Source organism: Parahoeflea alexandrii, from assembly GCF_024105735.1.
In the GTDB taxonomy this organism is placed as follows: Bacteria; Pseudomonadota; Alphaproteobacteria; order Rhizobiales; family Rhizobiaceae; genus Hoeflea; species Hoeflea alexandrii.
The window spans coordinates 532,190-545,943 of record NZ_JAAAML010000004.1 but is presented as its reverse complement, the minus strand read 5'-3'; the positions used below and the strand labels follow the sequence as shown (position 1 = coordinate 545,943).

The 13,754-nt window shown below is 61.1% G+C and carries 11 protein-coding genes; 9 read left to right on the top strand and 2 right to left on the bottom strand.

The genetic code is table 11. The annotated features are described in order from the left end of the window. Window positions 1–166: 166 nt before the first annotated feature. Window positions 167–1,987, bottom strand: coding sequence for a PHA/PHB synthase family protein (locus GTW23_RS21870; RefSeq protein WP_252917462.1), 1,821 nt, complete (start codon window positions 1,985–1,987; stop codon window positions 167–169). A gap of 243 nt (window positions 1,988–2,230) precedes the next feature. On the opposite strand from GTW23_RS21870, the gene GTW23_RS21865 reads away from it, so the two are divergent. Next, the gene (locus tag GTW23_RS21865) at window positions 2,231–3,739 is read left to right on the top strand and encodes an AMP-binding protein (RefSeq protein WP_252917461.1); all 1,509 of its coding nucleotides are present in this window, start codon (window positions 2,231–2,233) and stop codon (window positions 3,737–3,739) included. Window positions 3,740–3,808: 69 nt separating this feature from the next. Here GTW23_RS21865 and GTW23_RS21860 read toward each other — a convergent pair whose 3' ends face one another. Next, window positions 3,809–4,558: a hypothetical protein gene (locus tag GTW23_RS21860; protein ID WP_252917460.1), complete on the bottom strand. Its 750-nt coding sequence runs from the start codon at window positions 4,556–4,558 to the stop codon at window positions 3,809–3,811. Window positions 4,559–4,831: 273 nt separating this feature from the next. On the opposite strand from GTW23_RS21860, the gene GTW23_RS21855 reads away from it, so the two are divergent. The 8 genes from GTW23_RS21855 to GTW23_RS21820 all read left to right on the top strand — a co-directional run bounded on the left by GTW23_RS21855 (window position 4,832) and on the right by GTW23_RS21820 (window position 13,693). Beyond that, complete coding sequence (locus GTW23_RS21855) at window positions 4,832–5,353, top strand: hypothetical protein (RefSeq protein WP_152010198.1); 522 nt, start codon at window positions 4,832–4,834, stop codon at window positions 5,351–5,353. 17 nt (window positions 5,354–5,370) lie between these two features. Next, on the top strand, window positions 5,371–6,651 hold the full coding sequence (locus GTW23_RS21850) for an imelysin family protein (RefSeq protein WP_382266605.1): 1,281 nt from the start codon (window positions 5,371–5,373) through the stop codon (window positions 6,649–6,651). Between the two features lie 10 nt (window positions 6,652–6,661). Continuing rightward, entirely contained in the window at window positions 6,662–6,979 is a 318-nt protein-coding gene (locus tag GTW23_RS21845) for a (2Fe-2S)-binding protein (protein ID WP_152010197.1), read from the top strand. A gap of 46 nt (window positions 6,980–7,025) precedes the next feature. Then, entirely contained in the window at window positions 7,026–7,508 is a 483-nt protein-coding gene (gene bfr, locus GTW23_RS21840; protein ID WP_152010196.1) for a bacterioferritin, read from the top strand. A 106-nt stretch (window positions 7,509–7,614) separates the two neighbouring features. After that, window positions 7,615–9,195 carry a di-heme oxidoreductase family protein gene (locus GTW23_RS21835; protein WP_252917459.1) on the top strand — a complete coding sequence of 527 codons (1,581 nt, stop codon included), beginning with the start codon at window positions 7,615–7,617 and terminating at the stop codon, window positions 9,193–9,195. Further along, window positions 9,195–10,283, top strand: a complete 1,089-nt coding sequence (locus tag GTW23_RS21830; RefSeq protein WP_252917458.1) for an imelysin family protein — start codon at window positions 9,195–9,197, stop codon at window positions 10,281–10,283. The genes GTW23_RS21835 and GTW23_RS21830 overlap by 1 nt, the downstream gene beginning before the upstream one ends. Continuing rightward, window positions 10,280–11,356 (top strand): DUF1513 domain-containing protein, encoded by a 1,077-nt coding sequence (locus tag GTW23_RS21825; protein ID WP_252917457.1) that lies wholly within the window; start codon window positions 10,280–10,282, stop codon window positions 11,354–11,356. Before GTW23_RS21830 ends, GTW23_RS21825 begins: the two co-directional genes overlap by 4 nt. 780 nt (window positions 11,357–12,136) lie before the next feature. Then, window positions 12,137–13,693 carry a methyl-accepting chemotaxis protein gene (locus GTW23_RS21820; protein ID WP_345780643.1) on the top strand — a complete coding sequence of 519 codons (1,557 nt, stop codon included), beginning with the start codon at window positions 12,137–12,139 and terminating at the stop codon, window positions 13,691–13,693. Window positions 13,694–13,754 lie beyond the last annotated feature (61 nt).

Sequence of the window (13,754 nt, the reverse complement as noted above, 5' to 3'; positions counted from 1 at the left end):
CGGTAATTAAGAGATATCTTCTATTGGAATAACAAACGGCTAATTTTTCTATGAGATTTTTGGGGGAATGGCGGTAGTCGGCACACGCGCTAAGGCCCGTTCACCGGTCCCCAAGCGGCTATCGGCACGGCACGGTTGTGCAGCCTGACGACAATACACTGGCGCTTCAAGTCTGGTGAATGTAGCGTCCCGGCGCCGCGTCAAGCGGCGAATAGCCCCGCTCGGGCGTGCCAATTGATGGCGGCGCCACCTTGCCGCTGCAGTTCGCGCTCAGCCATTCGGTCCACGCGGGCCACCAGGACCCGTCGGTTGGTTCGGTTTGGGCAAACCAGCTGTCCGGATCGACATAAAGTGCGCCTTGTGCCCTGTGACCGATCCTGTAGTGACGGTTCGGGTGTCCCGGTTCCGAAAGTATACCGCCATTGTGGCCTGACTTGGTCAGCACGAAGGTCAGATCGGTGTCCGTAAACAGCCGCGTCTTGTAGACCGATTTCCATGGCGCGATGTGGTCCGTTTCGGTGCCGACCACAAACATCGGTGCGGCGATATCCTTGAGAGCGATCACCCGCCCCTCGACCGCGAACCGTCCTGCAGAGAGCCGGTTTTCCAGAAACAGGCCCCTGAGGTACTCCGAATGCATTCTTGCAGGCATCCGGGTCGTGTCGGTGTTCCAGACCCCGATATCGGTTGGCAGGTCATCCTTCCCAAGAAAGTAGCGCTGCACCGCGCGGGTGTAGATCAGGTCTTCAGCCCTGATCGAGGCAAAAGCGCGCGCCATCTGCGGCCGGTCCAGATAGCCCTGGGTCCACATCATGTCCTCGAGAAAGGCAACCTGGCTCTCGTCCAGAAACAACAGCAGTTCGCCGGCCTCGGAGAAATCCACCTGCGCCGCCATCAGGGTGACGCTCGCCAGCCGGTCATCGCCGTCCCGGGCCATGGTCGCGGCCGCGATCGCCAGCATCGTTCCGCCCAGGCAATAGCCGTTGGCGTGGATCTTCCGGCCCGGCACGATTGCCGTGATCGCGTCGAGCGCAGCCATTACCCCTCGCTTTCTGTAGTCTTCGAGCGACAGCTCGCGCTGATCGGCGGTCGGATTGCACCACGAGATGGCAAAGACGGTGAAACCCTGGCCCACCAGGTAATTGATCAGCGAATTGTGCGGAGAGAGATCGAGAATGTAGTATTTCATGATCCAGGCAGGCACGATCAGCACCGGCTCAGCCTGCACCTTGCTGGTTTGCGGGGTGTATTGCAGCAGTTCGAAAATGTCGTTCCGGTAAACCACCTGACCCGGTGTGCAGGCAATGTCCTTGCCGATCTTGTAGCCTTCGGGTGGTGGGGTATGCGCCTGGCTCAACGTATGCAGCCAGTCATCGGTGGCGTGCACCATGCCCTCAGCCAGGTTGCGGCCGCCTGTCCTGGCCGTTTCGGCCAGGATCTCTGGATTGAGCCAGGGAAAATTCGATGGCGACACCGTGTCGAGCAATTGCCGAACCAGAAACCGTGTCCGGTCCGAATCCTGCTTGCGCAGGCCGCGCATGTCGTCGGTGGCATGATCCCACCAGTCCTGCGTCGCAAGGAAGGCCTGTTGCCAGAGGCTGAAGGGCAACCCCTGCCAGCCCGGGTCCGCAAACCGGTGATCATAGACCTTGGGAGAAAAAGGCGCCTTCCGGGCCGTCTCCGGGAGCGACTTTGCGGCAAACTCTGCCAGTTTCAGTGTATTGTTCCTGGCATGCTCGGCCAGTTCCAGTTGCCGTCCCGGTGCCCGCGCCAGATGCAGGGCCCAGTCGGTCCAGGTCTCCACAAGCGCGAAGGGGGATACGCCGCCCGTCATCCGCGCAACGGCACCACGCAACGCCTGGTCGAGGCCGGCATAGGGGTGTTCGGCGTGGGCGTTTGCTGCACTGGAAAGCTTTGCCCGGGCAGCTGTTTTGAGCTCTCCGCGAGCCGGCTGCTTTGCAATGGCGTGAACGTTGTTTTTTCGCATGAGGTCAGGTCATCCTCTCGACTGCAGGCTAGGCCCTGATCGACCGGAATGCCTTGACCGATATCAAGGGTGTTGCGTGCGGGCACGTTCCTTTGCTGCTTTCCCGGTGGAGCGATTGCCGGAAGGTGAATTTGGGGCTTGGCACAAGCCGGGCTTTTCTGGTGCAATCGCGGAGGGCCGGTCAAGCGGCCATGCGCTGCTTGGCGCAGTGGCAAGCGATGACCGCTTCGGGGGAGGCAAGGTATGAATCCAGCAGAATGGCTTGTCCGCACGGCCAGAAGGCAGCCTGATGCACCGGCACTGTTTTCGGGTGAGGATCTGGTCGCAACCTATGCCGGATTTGCAGCCAGTGCCGCGCGCATCGGCGCTTTTCTGCGCGCCCGGCACCAGGTCGAGCCCGGCGACCGCGTTGCCGTCTTCATGAAGAACAGCCCGGTCTATCTCGAGGTGCTCTATGGCATCTGGTTCTGCGGTGCCGCAGCCGTGCCCATCAATGCCAAGCTGCATCCGCGCGAAGCAGCCTTCATTGCTGAGGATTCCGGAGCCAAGGTGCTGTTTGTCTCCGGCAATGATGAGCTCTCCGGCTTGCTGCCTGCCAGATGCGCGATCCACGATCTGGCGTCCGACCCGGCTTCAGACGCCGAGATTGCCGCGCTTGCCGAACCGGAGCCCCGCGCGGCAGATGACCTGGCCTGGTTGTTCTACACGTCCGGGACGACCGGAAAGCCCAAGGGCGTGATGCTGACCAACGCCAATCTGCATGCCATGACCTATGCCTATTTCGTCGATGTCGATGGCGTTTTGCCGGAAGACGCGGCGGTCTATGCCGCGCCGCTGTCGCATGGCGCGGGTCTGTACAATTTCATGCACGTGCTGCGTGGCAGCCGCCATGTCATTCCGGCGTCCGGCGGGTTTGACGCACACGAACTCTCGGCCCTTGCGCCACGTCTCGGCAACGTCACCATGTTTGCGGCCCCGACGATGATCAGCCGCTGGCTCGCGGCGGCTCGGCAATCCGGGTATGCGGGGCAGGGGGTGCGCACCATCGTCTATGGCGGCGGCCCGATGTATCTCGCCGACATCGAGGCGGCGACGGCACAGTTCGGCGCCCGTTTCGTTCAGATCTACGGTCAGGGCGAATGCCCGATGACCCTGACCTCGCTGTCACGCGACGATGTCATGGACCGCGAACATCCGCGATGGCGCGAACGTCTGGCGTCGGTCGGCACCGCGCAATCCTGCGTCTCGGTCCGGGTGGTCGGCGAGGATGGCGAGGACATGCCTGTGGGCGAGATCGGCGAGATCGTCGCCGCCGGTGCGCCGGTGATGAAGGGATACTGGAAAAACCCCGAGGCCACCGCCCAGAGCATCAGGAACGGCTGGCTGTGGACCGGCGACATGGGTTCGCTCGATAAAGATGGCTATCTCACCCTGCGTGACCGCTCCAAGGATGTCATCATTTCGGGCGGCACCAATATCTACCCGCGCGAGGTCGAGGAGGCCTTGCTGACCCACCCCGCCGTGGCGGAGGTTTCCGTGGTCGGCCGGCCCAGCTCCGAATGGGGCGAGGAGGTCGTCGCTTTCATTGTGGCATCCGGTGACGAGACGCCTGCCGCCGCCGAACTCGACGCCCATTGCCGTTCGCTCATCGCCGGTTTCAAACGTCCCAAGGCCTATGTCTTCGAAACGGCCTTGCCGAAGAACAATTATGGCAAAGTGCTCAAGACAGAGCTGCGAAGCAGGCTTGCCTGACCCGCGCCGCGACGGACTTCGGGCCGGTCAGCCTTTGGTACTTGCCCAAAAGCTCCGTGCGCTGTCGGGCTAGGCGAAGCGCTTTTGCCTTTGTGCGGGCTGACACACCCGCAACCACATGTCGTCGATCCTGGACAGCGCCGATGCGTCAAACCGTTCAGCGTGGTGCCAGTACTCCCCGTCTTCGACCATGTAGCCAAGCCGGGTTTCCTCAAGCAGCGCGGCCTCCATTGCAGCGGCATCGGTCTGTACCGGTTCTGCCGGCTTGTCCAGTTCGTCAAACCGGATCCGCGGGAACAGCAACCGGCTAACCGGCTCACTGGAGAGGTTGACGCAGGCGCATCCCTGCCGTCCGGCAAGGGCCATAAGCCGGGCTGACTTGGCTTCCAGCGATTGCAACGTGACGTCGGCGCGCAGCGGATCCGCGGTGCCTTGTCCGTAGAAATGCGTCACCTTGCCGGAATAGGTCATGTCGCAGGCGAAATAGGCAAGAATGTCTGGCCGGAGCGTGTCCAGCGCCCAGTACCCGGCGGTAAACGCCATTGTGCCGCCGCCATAGACGAAGCCGCCAAACCGGTTCTGGGCGGGAACATAGCTCTCATGGCTGTGCACCGATTGTCCGGGCATCAACCGGTCCGGCCTGCGGGCGACCGGGAAATCACCGGCATGCACCAGGCAATCCCAATCCGGTCGCGCCTGCCAGGCATTGTTGATGGCAACGATCTTCATGTTGGACGGTTTCGGCCAGTGCCGGGTCGATGGGGCGCTGGGGCCGCTGCCGATGATAAGGGCTATCGAAGGGCGTCTGGGTTCAGCCATGTCTCATGTCCTCGGCGCCCCGTCCTGCGTACAGTCGCATGCGGCGTTGAGGTGAACCTAGGCGCGGATCTGCGATCGGCAATGCGCGACCGGAATTTTACGCTGGCTGGGAAGGGCTTGGCCGGATGCGTGCGCCGTGACGGTGCTTCGATATCGGAGAGCCATGCATCTGCTAACAGTTTGGATTCATTCTAAACTATACTGTTTGACTCTACTTTCATTATACATTACCGAAACACTCATATTTAGATCCGTGAGGATGAAATGGCGTCGATGGAACACGAAGATTTGGCAGAGTGCCCAGCCGCAGCCTATCTGCGCCAGCAACCGGAAAACCTAGTGGTCAATGGCTATCGCAACTGGGTGGCCGGGCTTGCCCATTCTGATCAGCGCTACTGGGACGCCGCCTGGGCCGCTCATGCGCGTGCGCTCGGCCCAATCGATGGCCAGGTTGCGCTTGATGCAATGGCTGAACTGATCAGGCAGCTGGGCGCCTGCGCCACCTGCCCGTTGCGTTTCTACAAGCCGGGCGCCGGGCATCTGTGCCGCGACGAATGCCTTGTCCTGGGCATGGTGTCGGGCGCGCAGCATGGTGATGAGGATCTGCTGGTCCAGTCAGCCAGGCTGCTCACCTGTTCGGATACATGTATCGAGGTCATCGAACGCGCGAGTGCCTATGCGGGGATCCTGTTCGGTCACAGCCAGAGGCTTGCGCCGATCCCGTTGAGTGCGATCGCCGATATCGACATGAGATCCGTGTTTTCCGGATCTCCGGCGAGCGGATCGCTTCACTGACGAAAGCAGAGACGGACATGACCATGATACGCATAGCCCACCTCCTTGTTCTTGGCCTTGCCGCTTCGACCAGCCTCAGTCCTGTTGCGGCTGCCGATGTCAGCCCCGAGGCGGTCATCGCCCATTATGTCGATGTCGCCGAAGCCAAGTTCGATGATGCTCTGGCCGGCGCGAAGGCGCTTGATGCTGCCATCGAGGCGTTTCTGGCAAAACCGGCGGAAGATACGCTTGAGTCCGCCCGCGCCGCCTGGCGTGCGGCCCGCGTCCCCTACCAGCAGACCGAGGTTTACCGTTTCGGCAACCCGATTGTTGATGACTGGGAAGGGCGGGTCAACGCCTGGCCGCTCGATGAGGGGCTGATCGACTATGTCGATGTGAGCTACGGTTCGGAGAGCGACGAGAACTCGCTCTTCACAGCGAATGTGGTCGCCAATCCTTCCATCGAGATCAATGGCCGGACTGTCGATGCGGGCGTGATCACTCCCGCGCTTATCGCCGAGACACTGCAGGAAGCGGGCGGCATCGAGGCCAATGTCGCTTCCGGCTACCATGCGATCGAATTCATGCTCTGGGGGCAGGACCTCAATGGCAATGGTCCGGGTGCCGGCACCCGTCCTGCCAGCGACTACAGCCTCGAAAACTGCACCAATGGCAATTGCGACCGCCGCCGGGATTACCTCGGTGCTGCAAGCGATCTGCTGGTCGCCGATCTTGAAGAGATGGCAGCCAACTGGAAAGCCGGCGGCCCTGCGCGCATCGCTGTCACGGAGCGGGGCGTGGCTGGCGGCCTGTCGACAATCCTCACCGGCATGGGGTCGCTGTCCTACGGCGAGTTGGCTGGTGAACGCATGAAGCTCGGTCTCCTGCTCGGGGATCCCGAGGAGGAGCACGATTGTTTCTCCGACAACACCCACAATTCGCATCTCTATGATGCGGTCGGCATTCGCTCGGCCTACACCGGAAACTACACCAGGCCGGACGGCTCCGTCATCAGCGGCCCTTCGCTCGCCGATCTGCTGGTTGAAAAGGATCCTGCCATCGCTCGGGAACTTTCGGCCGATCTCGATGCCACCGTTGCCGCGATGCAAGCCATGGCGGCGCGTGCCGAAGCCGTCGAGGCCTATGACCAGATGATTGCCGTTGGAAATGATGAGGGCAACGCTGCAGTCCAGGCCGCTATCGACGGCCTGATCACCCAGACCCGCTCGATCGAGCGCGCTATTGCCGCGCTGGATCTCGGCGCTGTCGAACTGGAGGGGTCTGACAGCCTCGACAGTCCCGATGCCGTATTTCAGTGAGTGAGGCGCCATGATCGTTTGCAGTTGCAACATCGTTACCCGGAAGGACATCGAGCAGGTCATCATTGAGTTTCTCGACCAGGATGAGTGGCAATTGATCACCCCCGGAAAGGTGTTCCAGGCCGTCAGCGCACGTGGCAAGTGCTGTGGTTGCTTTCCCGGTGTGATTGATATTATCGTCGAGACAACCGAACGCTACCATTCGTTGATGAACAGCCCTGCGCCGAAGGTGGTGGATCTGCTCGCACGCATCGCCGACCAGCGTGTCCGCATGGAGAATGCAAAAAGAAGAGTGGCTTCCAAAAGGCCGTCGCCACAATTGACCTGATGGTGCAAAATGCGAGGCGTTTTAACCACAAGGACATGGACTGTTGATGAAAAAGAGCAAAAAAGTCGTTGAGTGCCTGAACGAGGCCCTGTTCCTCGAACTCGGTGCGGTCAACCAGTACTGGTTGCACTACCGGCTGCTGGAAGACTGGGGCTACGCCAAGCTTGCCGCCAAGGAACGTGCGGAAAGCATCGAGGAAATGCAGCATGCCGACAAGCTTGTCGAGCGGATCATCTTTCTCGATGGGTTCCCCAACCTGCAGACCGTGGCGCCGCTGAGGATCGGACAGACCATCAGGGAAGTGCTGGAATGTGATCTGGCCGGCGAGCAGGACGCCTGGAAGGCCTACACAAAGTCACGCGATATCTGCGAGCAGGAAGGCGACTATGTCAGCAAGAACCTGTTTGAAGAGCTGATCGCCGATGAAGAGGGTCACATAGATTTCCTCGAGACCCAGCTCGAGCTTCTTTCGCGTCTCGGAGAGGAAAAATACGGTCTGCTGAATGCCGCATCTGCGGATGCGGAGTAGCTATTAGCAATACACAAGGGCCCTTTTGGGGGCTCTGCGCGGGATTGATTATGATCGCCGACTTCAGAATTTATGTGCCTGCAAGACCATATCTGCGTGGCGCTGTATGACCGAGCACTTTTCATTACGTAAAATCATCAAGTCCGGGGCCCGCGCATTCTCTCTCGCAGTGCCGGGTACTGCGGTCGCGGCCATTGTACTTGCCGGTCTTTTACCGGCCTATGCCGACCGTCTCACGGATCTGCCCCACAACCGCGACGACCTCACCCAAACCGATCGCAAACGGGTCGAGCGCGTCGTCAAGCCTGCCACCAGCTTCGATGCCGCGGAAAAGTTCGAGCGTATGCAGGGCGGTGCCGGTACGTCCACCAAGCTGGTCAATCGCGATGCCCTGTCGCATTTCAACACCAACCTGAGTTTCAAGCAGGAACAAACATTCAAGCTCGGCAATGCGCTGTTCCGCAAGCTCTGGGTGTCGTCTCCTTCCTCGACCCTGGCTTCGGACGGCTTGGGGCCGCTCTTCAATGCCCGGGCCTGCCAGAGCTGCCACATCAAGGATGGCCGCGGCCATCCGCCCGAAGCGGCTGCGGACGCAACTTCCATGTTCCTGCGGCTGGCCCGGCCGGCCCGGAACGACGAGGAGCGGCAGGCTCTTGAGACATACGTGACCGCGTCGTTGCCTGATCCGGTCTATGGAGGGCAGCTTCAGGACCTTGCGGTGCCTGGCCTCAAGGCCGAGGGCCGGATGGTGATCGAGTACCGGGAGCAGCCGTTCGAACTCGGCGACGGCACCCTGATCTCGCTTCGCAAGCCAAGCTACAGCGTTGCCGATCTTGGCTTCGGACCGCTGGATCCGGAAACGACGCTTTCGCCGCGGATGACTCCGCCGATGACCGGCATGGGCCTGATCGAGGCCATTCACCCGGCTGACATTCTCGCCAACGCCGACCCGGATGACGATGATGGTGACGGCATTTCCGGCCGCGTCGCGCTGGCCCGCGACCCCGCCAGCGGAAGGCTCGCCATTGGACGCTTCGGCTGGAAGGCCCAGAATGCCACGGTGCGCCAGCAGACCGCCGGCGCGTTTTCAGGCGACATTGGCATTTCCACTCCCGATGTCCCATCGGGTCATGGCGACTGCACGGCAGGCCAGGCCGAATGCCTTGCATTGCCCATCGGTGTCCAGGCTGATCTCGGTGACACCGAAGCTCCTGATCCGGTGCTGGATCTGGTCACGTTCTATTCGCAAAATCTCGCCGTGCCGGCACGCCGCCTGGTTGACGATGCCGGTGTATTGGCGGGCAAACAGTTGTTCTACGATCTTGGCTGCACCTCCTGTCACGTCCCCAAATACGTCACCTCCCGCGCCGCTGAGACCGAGGCGCATCGGTTCCAGCTGATCTGGCCCTATTCCGATTTCCTGCTGCATGACATGGGTGAAGGCCTTGCCGACGGCCAGCAGGTTGGCGTGGCCAATGGCCGTGAATGGCGCACACCGCCACTCTGGGGTACCGGATTGACCAGGGTTGTAAACGGCCATACCTTCTTCCTGCACGATGGCCGCGCACGCAATCTGACCGAGGCCATTCTCTGGCACGGCGGTGAGGCCGAGACCGCCCGCGATGGCTTCGCCGCACTGGAACGGTCCGAACGCGACAATCTCCTCGAGTTCCTTGAAAGCCTGTGATGAACCGTATCCTGATCTGTCTGGTGGCGCTGATCGTCGCCGCTTCCGGCGCCCGGTCGGAGCAGGAAGCGGCGCTTCCGCCGATCGGGCCCGTACTGGAACGGATGCTGGTCAGCTACATCCGGCCCGGTTACGACGAAGTCAACATCGCTGCCTCTGACCTGGAGACGTCCCTCGCGGAACTGTGCGCAACCCCGTCAGGCGAGCACCTGGAGGCGGCGCGTTCGGGCTTTCGTGCCACGGTTGATCGCTGGTCCCGGATGGAATGGCTCAGAATCGGCCCGGTGATGTCCGAAAACCGGCTTGAGCGCATCCTGTTTTTCCCGGACCGCAAGGGCACCGGGCGCAAACAGGTCCAGGCAGCCATCGCGTCCCGGAACGAAAGCGTTATTAAGGTAGAGACACTCTCCTCTCAGAGCGTCGCCATGCAGGGATTGGGCGCTCTCGAATTCATTCTTTTTGGCAGCGGCAGCGACCAACTGGCCGGTGCGGAAGCATCGCACCGCTGTGCCTTTGCCCGTGCTGCCGCCGGCAATCTGGTCAATCTGTCCCGGGAGCTCATCGACGGATGGCGGGATGGAGGCGAGTTGACAGCGGCGTTTCTTGCACCTGCGGCGTCAAATCCCCTGTTCAGAACCGATGCTGAAGCTCTCAACCTGCTGCTCGGCCAGATGATTCACGGGCTTGAAGCCATCCGTGACACCCGCATCAATGCTTTCCTCGACCGCGAAGACGCCAACCGGGACAGGCCCAAATCGGCGCTTTTCTGGCGGTCCGGAATGACGATGGCGTCAATCCGCGCCAACCTCGATGGTCTCGAGGCGATGTTCAATCTAAGCGGCATTGAAATCGTCTCACAGCAGAGCGCGCCAAGGCTTGCGGACACGATACGCTTTGAGTTCGACCAGGCCGTTCGCACAGCGAGCAGCCTTGATGCTCCCGTGGCGGCACTACTTGGAGAACCGCAGACCCGCGACAAGCTGGTTTATCTCGATTACGCCATCAGGATCATCATCGATCGCCTGGATCAGGAATTCGCCCAGGCGGGTGGTCTTGCTGTCGGTTTTTCCTTCGGAGACGGCGATTGAAACCTCTTCTTCTGGAAAGGCGTGCGTTTCTCGCGGGCGCGGGGCTCGCCTGGCTGGGCGGTCTCACGCCCGCCAACGCGGAAAAACTGCGCGCAGCCGAGGTCCTGTTCGCCGCCGCCTACAAGGATCGCCAGGGCGGCTACGGAATTTCGATCCTGGACGGCGACGATGCGATTGTCTCAAGCCATCCATTGCCCGGCCGCGGGCATGGTTTTGCAGCCCGCCCGAATGCCAGGTGGCTGGTGGCTTTCGCCCGGCGTCCAGGCAATTTCGCACTTGCGCTTGACCGATGGAAGGCCGCCGAACCTCAGCTGTTTCATACGCCGCACAACCGGCACTTCTATGGCCATGGTGTTTTTTCCGCTGACGGCCGTCTGCTCTATGCGGCCGAGAACGCCTATGAAACAGGTGATGGTGTCATTGGCATCTACGATGGCACCGATGGCTTCAAGCGGCTCGGTGAATTCGCCACCGGCGGCATCGGTCCGCACGAGATCGTTCTGATGCCTGACGGGAAGACCCTGTGTGTTGCCAATGGCGGTATCCGCACCCACCCGGACCAGGGGCGTCAGAAGCTCAACCTTCCGACCATGGCGCCGTCGGTCGTGCTGATCGACATTGCAACCGGCTCGCTGCTTTCGTTCCACGTCCTGGCATCGCGGCTCCACCGCCTGTCGCTTCGGCATATGGCGGTGGACGCCCGCAGCCAGGTCTGGATCGGCGGCCAGTACGAAGGCGACCTCCTCGACGATGTTCCTGTTCTCGCCTGCCTGGATCAGGACAAGGGGCTTTCGATGGTCGAACTCGATGGTGCCGCCGCCGCAGCCCTTGGCAAGTATGCAGGCTCCGTCGCCATTGGCAATGATGGTGTGACGCTCGCTGTCACATCACCCAAGAGCGGCGTCGTGGTCACGCTCGATACCCTCACCGGCAAGGCGCTCGAGATCGACATGAAACCCGGGACATGCGGAGTTCAGGCCCGGCGCGATGGCTTTGTCAGCTCCAGTGAGGCCGGCAGCTTTGGCAATGCAACCCATGATCGGGCCTGGGACAATCACATCATCGGCCTGTAGAAGGCCGGGCACCACTTGATTCTGACGGTACCGGTGGGGCTGCCGATGTCGGAAACAGTTGCAGACACAGCAGTCAGACGGCGACAGCGGTCCGCATTGACTGCAAGATCTTGCAGTCAATGATTAAATAGTTAGCTCTTGAGCATGTTGTCAGCGGACAGGCTCACACACGCACAGTCGCGCCACCGTTTTGGTGTTTCCGGGTCAGAAAATACGTTCGACCCGACGACGTGTTTCTGTCGTGCGAAGAAGAAGTGAAAAGCTTGCGAGAGTGATCAGCGCGATTGCGGCGGCGCCTATTCCTAGAACAATCATTGCTCGTTCCCAACTGACATCATTGTCATCGACAGGACAGTAACTATCCGCTGCAACTTGCCCGAAGCTTGCAACAGGTCAACAAGTGTGGCCTCCGGCGGACCCGAGTTCGTCAAGTCCGAAACGGAATTGGAGCAAAACATGATTAACACTGGTAAACGGCGTTAACCTTCGGGCAAGGATTAATACGTAAAAAACAATCTAACCTACGGATTGTGGTTGGTGCGATGGCACCGCTTCCCACAAAGGCATGAAGCCGCTCGAAGGTTCCGGTCAGATCCGGATTTCCAGTTTCTCATGGGCCAAGCGGCGCACGGTATCCAAGACACCGGCTGTGTACTGTCACGAGTGTGACAGGGACAGCGGCGTCTGTGACACCGGAAACGCAGCAAAAAAGCCCGATTTGATGTTTTCGGCGGCATGCCGGATTTTGGGGTTAAACGCGTGGGGCAGGTTCAAGCAAGGGTGAGGGATGCAGCGGCTGCTGACGGCCTGCGCGCGCGGATTGCGCTGACCCGGCTTGATCAGCAGAGCGGTGATCGCCTGCGCGAAATCCGGCCGATGATCGAGGCAGAGGCCCGCGTCGCCCTTTCCGCATTCTTTGAACGGCTCCAGAACACACCTGAAATCGCTTCGCTTTTCTCATCCCCCCGCCAGATCGACCGGCTCGAGGAACTCGAAGTGGCCCACTGGTCGATCCTCGCCGATGGCCGTTTCGATGGTTTGTATGCGGACAGGTCAGTTATTCTGGGCGAGGTGCGCCAGCGCATCGGCCTGGATGCAGGCTGGTCGATCGGCGGCCACGCCCTGGTCCTGGAACGGGTGATCCGCCGGCTTGTCGATGAAAGCCGTACCGGCCTGTTCAAGAGCTTTTCGCGCCAGTCCGAGCGCAACCTTCTGGCCGATCGTCTCGTCGATGTCGTCAAGGCAGCCCTCATCGATATCGATGTGCAGGTAACCCACCGGCTTGGCGAGCAAACACGCTCATCTGCCCGGCAGCGCGAGACGGACATCGCAAACGAGCGTAGCCTTGTCGAATCCACGCTCGGAGCAGCACTTGCACGCCTCGCCGAAGGCGATCTTTCGGTGCGCGTCGCCCCTCTGGAGATAGAACAGCACCAGCAGGCTGCCGACAATTTCAATCGCGCCGTCAGCCGGCTTGAGGATCTTGTGACCGGATCCGCCGCGAGCCTCGCCGAAGCAGAGCAGCTTGCCGTAAGGTTGAGCGACGACATCGAGGCTGTTCGTCTCGAGATCGAACGCCAGGGTGCCTCGGTCAGCGAAGAGCACGACACCCTCTCCGAGATCGCCGGACGAATTAAACAAACCGCCGAGATCGCCCTGAAAGCCGAAATCCTGATTTCCCAGGCCCGCAAGAGTGCAGAAGCCGGCGACCGTGTGGTTGCTGATGCTATCGACGCCATGGCGGGTGTCGAGAATTCCGCCGAACAGATCGGCAAGATCATCTCGGTGATCGAGGAAATCGCTTTTCAGACCAACTTGCTGGCGCTCAATGCCGGCATCGAGGCGGCACGGGCCGGTGATGCCGGCCGAGGCTTTGCCGTGGTTGCCTCCGAAGTACGTGCACTCGCGCAGAGATCTGCCGGTGCTGCCAATGAAATCAAGGAACTGGTGTCCGACGCAAAATCCCATGTCGGCCGTGGCGTCGAACTGGTTGACCAGACCCGTTCTGCCATTTCCGGACTGGTTGAGCAGGTCGGCGGCATTTCGGAAGCTGTTGCAGGCGTTGGCACCCAGGCACAGGCGGAGGCCGGTCACATTGGCGGTTCGGCCGCTTCTCTCGGCGAGATCACCGGTCTGATCGGGTCCGGCAATGCGCGTTTTGTCGGCGCGGCCGAGAAGGGCGCCGACCTCAAACTTGTCATTTCCGAACTTGGAGAGCAGATCCGGCGGCACCGCCAGGAGCGTCATGCCGGTTTCCAGAGCATCGATCTGTCCGCCCAGCGGACAGCCGGCCCGGCCGAGAATGACCAGCCGTCACAGCGGAGGCTCGCGCGATGAGCCTGATTCATGAACAGATCGCGTCCAACAGCGCACGCCCATTCACCAGCGAGGATAGTCG

What these genes read in the sequence shown, in the direction of transcription:
- GTW23_RS21845 (WP_152010197.1), top strand. Translation starts at nt 6,662, where the DNA reads ATGATCGTTTGCAGTTGCAACATCGTTACCCGGAAGGACATCGAGCAG.
- GTW23_RS21835 (WP_252917459.1), top strand. Translation starts at nt 7,615, where the DNA reads ATGACCGAGCACTTTTCATTACGTAAAATCATCAAGTCCGGGGCCCGC.
- bfr (WP_152010196.1), top strand. Translation starts at nt 7,026, where the DNA reads ATGAAAAAGAGCAAAAAAGTCGTTGAGTGCCTGAACGAGGCCCTGTTC.
- GTW23_RS21830 (WP_252917458.1), top strand. Translation starts at nt 9,195, where the DNA reads ATGAACCGTATCCTGATCTGTCTGGTGGCGCTGATCGTCGCCGCTTCC.
- GTW23_RS21850 (WP_382266605.1), top strand. Translation starts at nt 5,371, where the DNA reads ATGACCATGATACGCATAGCCCACCTCCTTGTTCTTGGCCTTGCCGCT.
- GTW23_RS21865 (WP_252917461.1), top strand. Translation starts at nt 2,231, where the DNA reads ATGAATCCAGCAGAATGGCTTGTCCGCACGGCCAGAAGGCAGCCTGAT.
- GTW23_RS21855 (WP_152010198.1), top strand. Translation starts at nt 4,832, where the DNA reads ATGGAACACGAAGATTTGGCAGAGTGCCCAGCCGCAGCCTATCTGCGC.
- GTW23_RS21860 (WP_252917460.1), bottom strand. Translation starts at nt 4,558, where the DNA reads ATGGCTGAACCCAGACGCCCTTCGATAGCCCTTATCATCGGCAGCGGC.
- GTW23_RS21870 (WP_252917462.1), bottom strand. Translation starts at nt 1,987, where the DNA reads ATGCGAAAAAACAACGTTCACGCCATTGCAAAGCAGCCGGCTCGCGGA.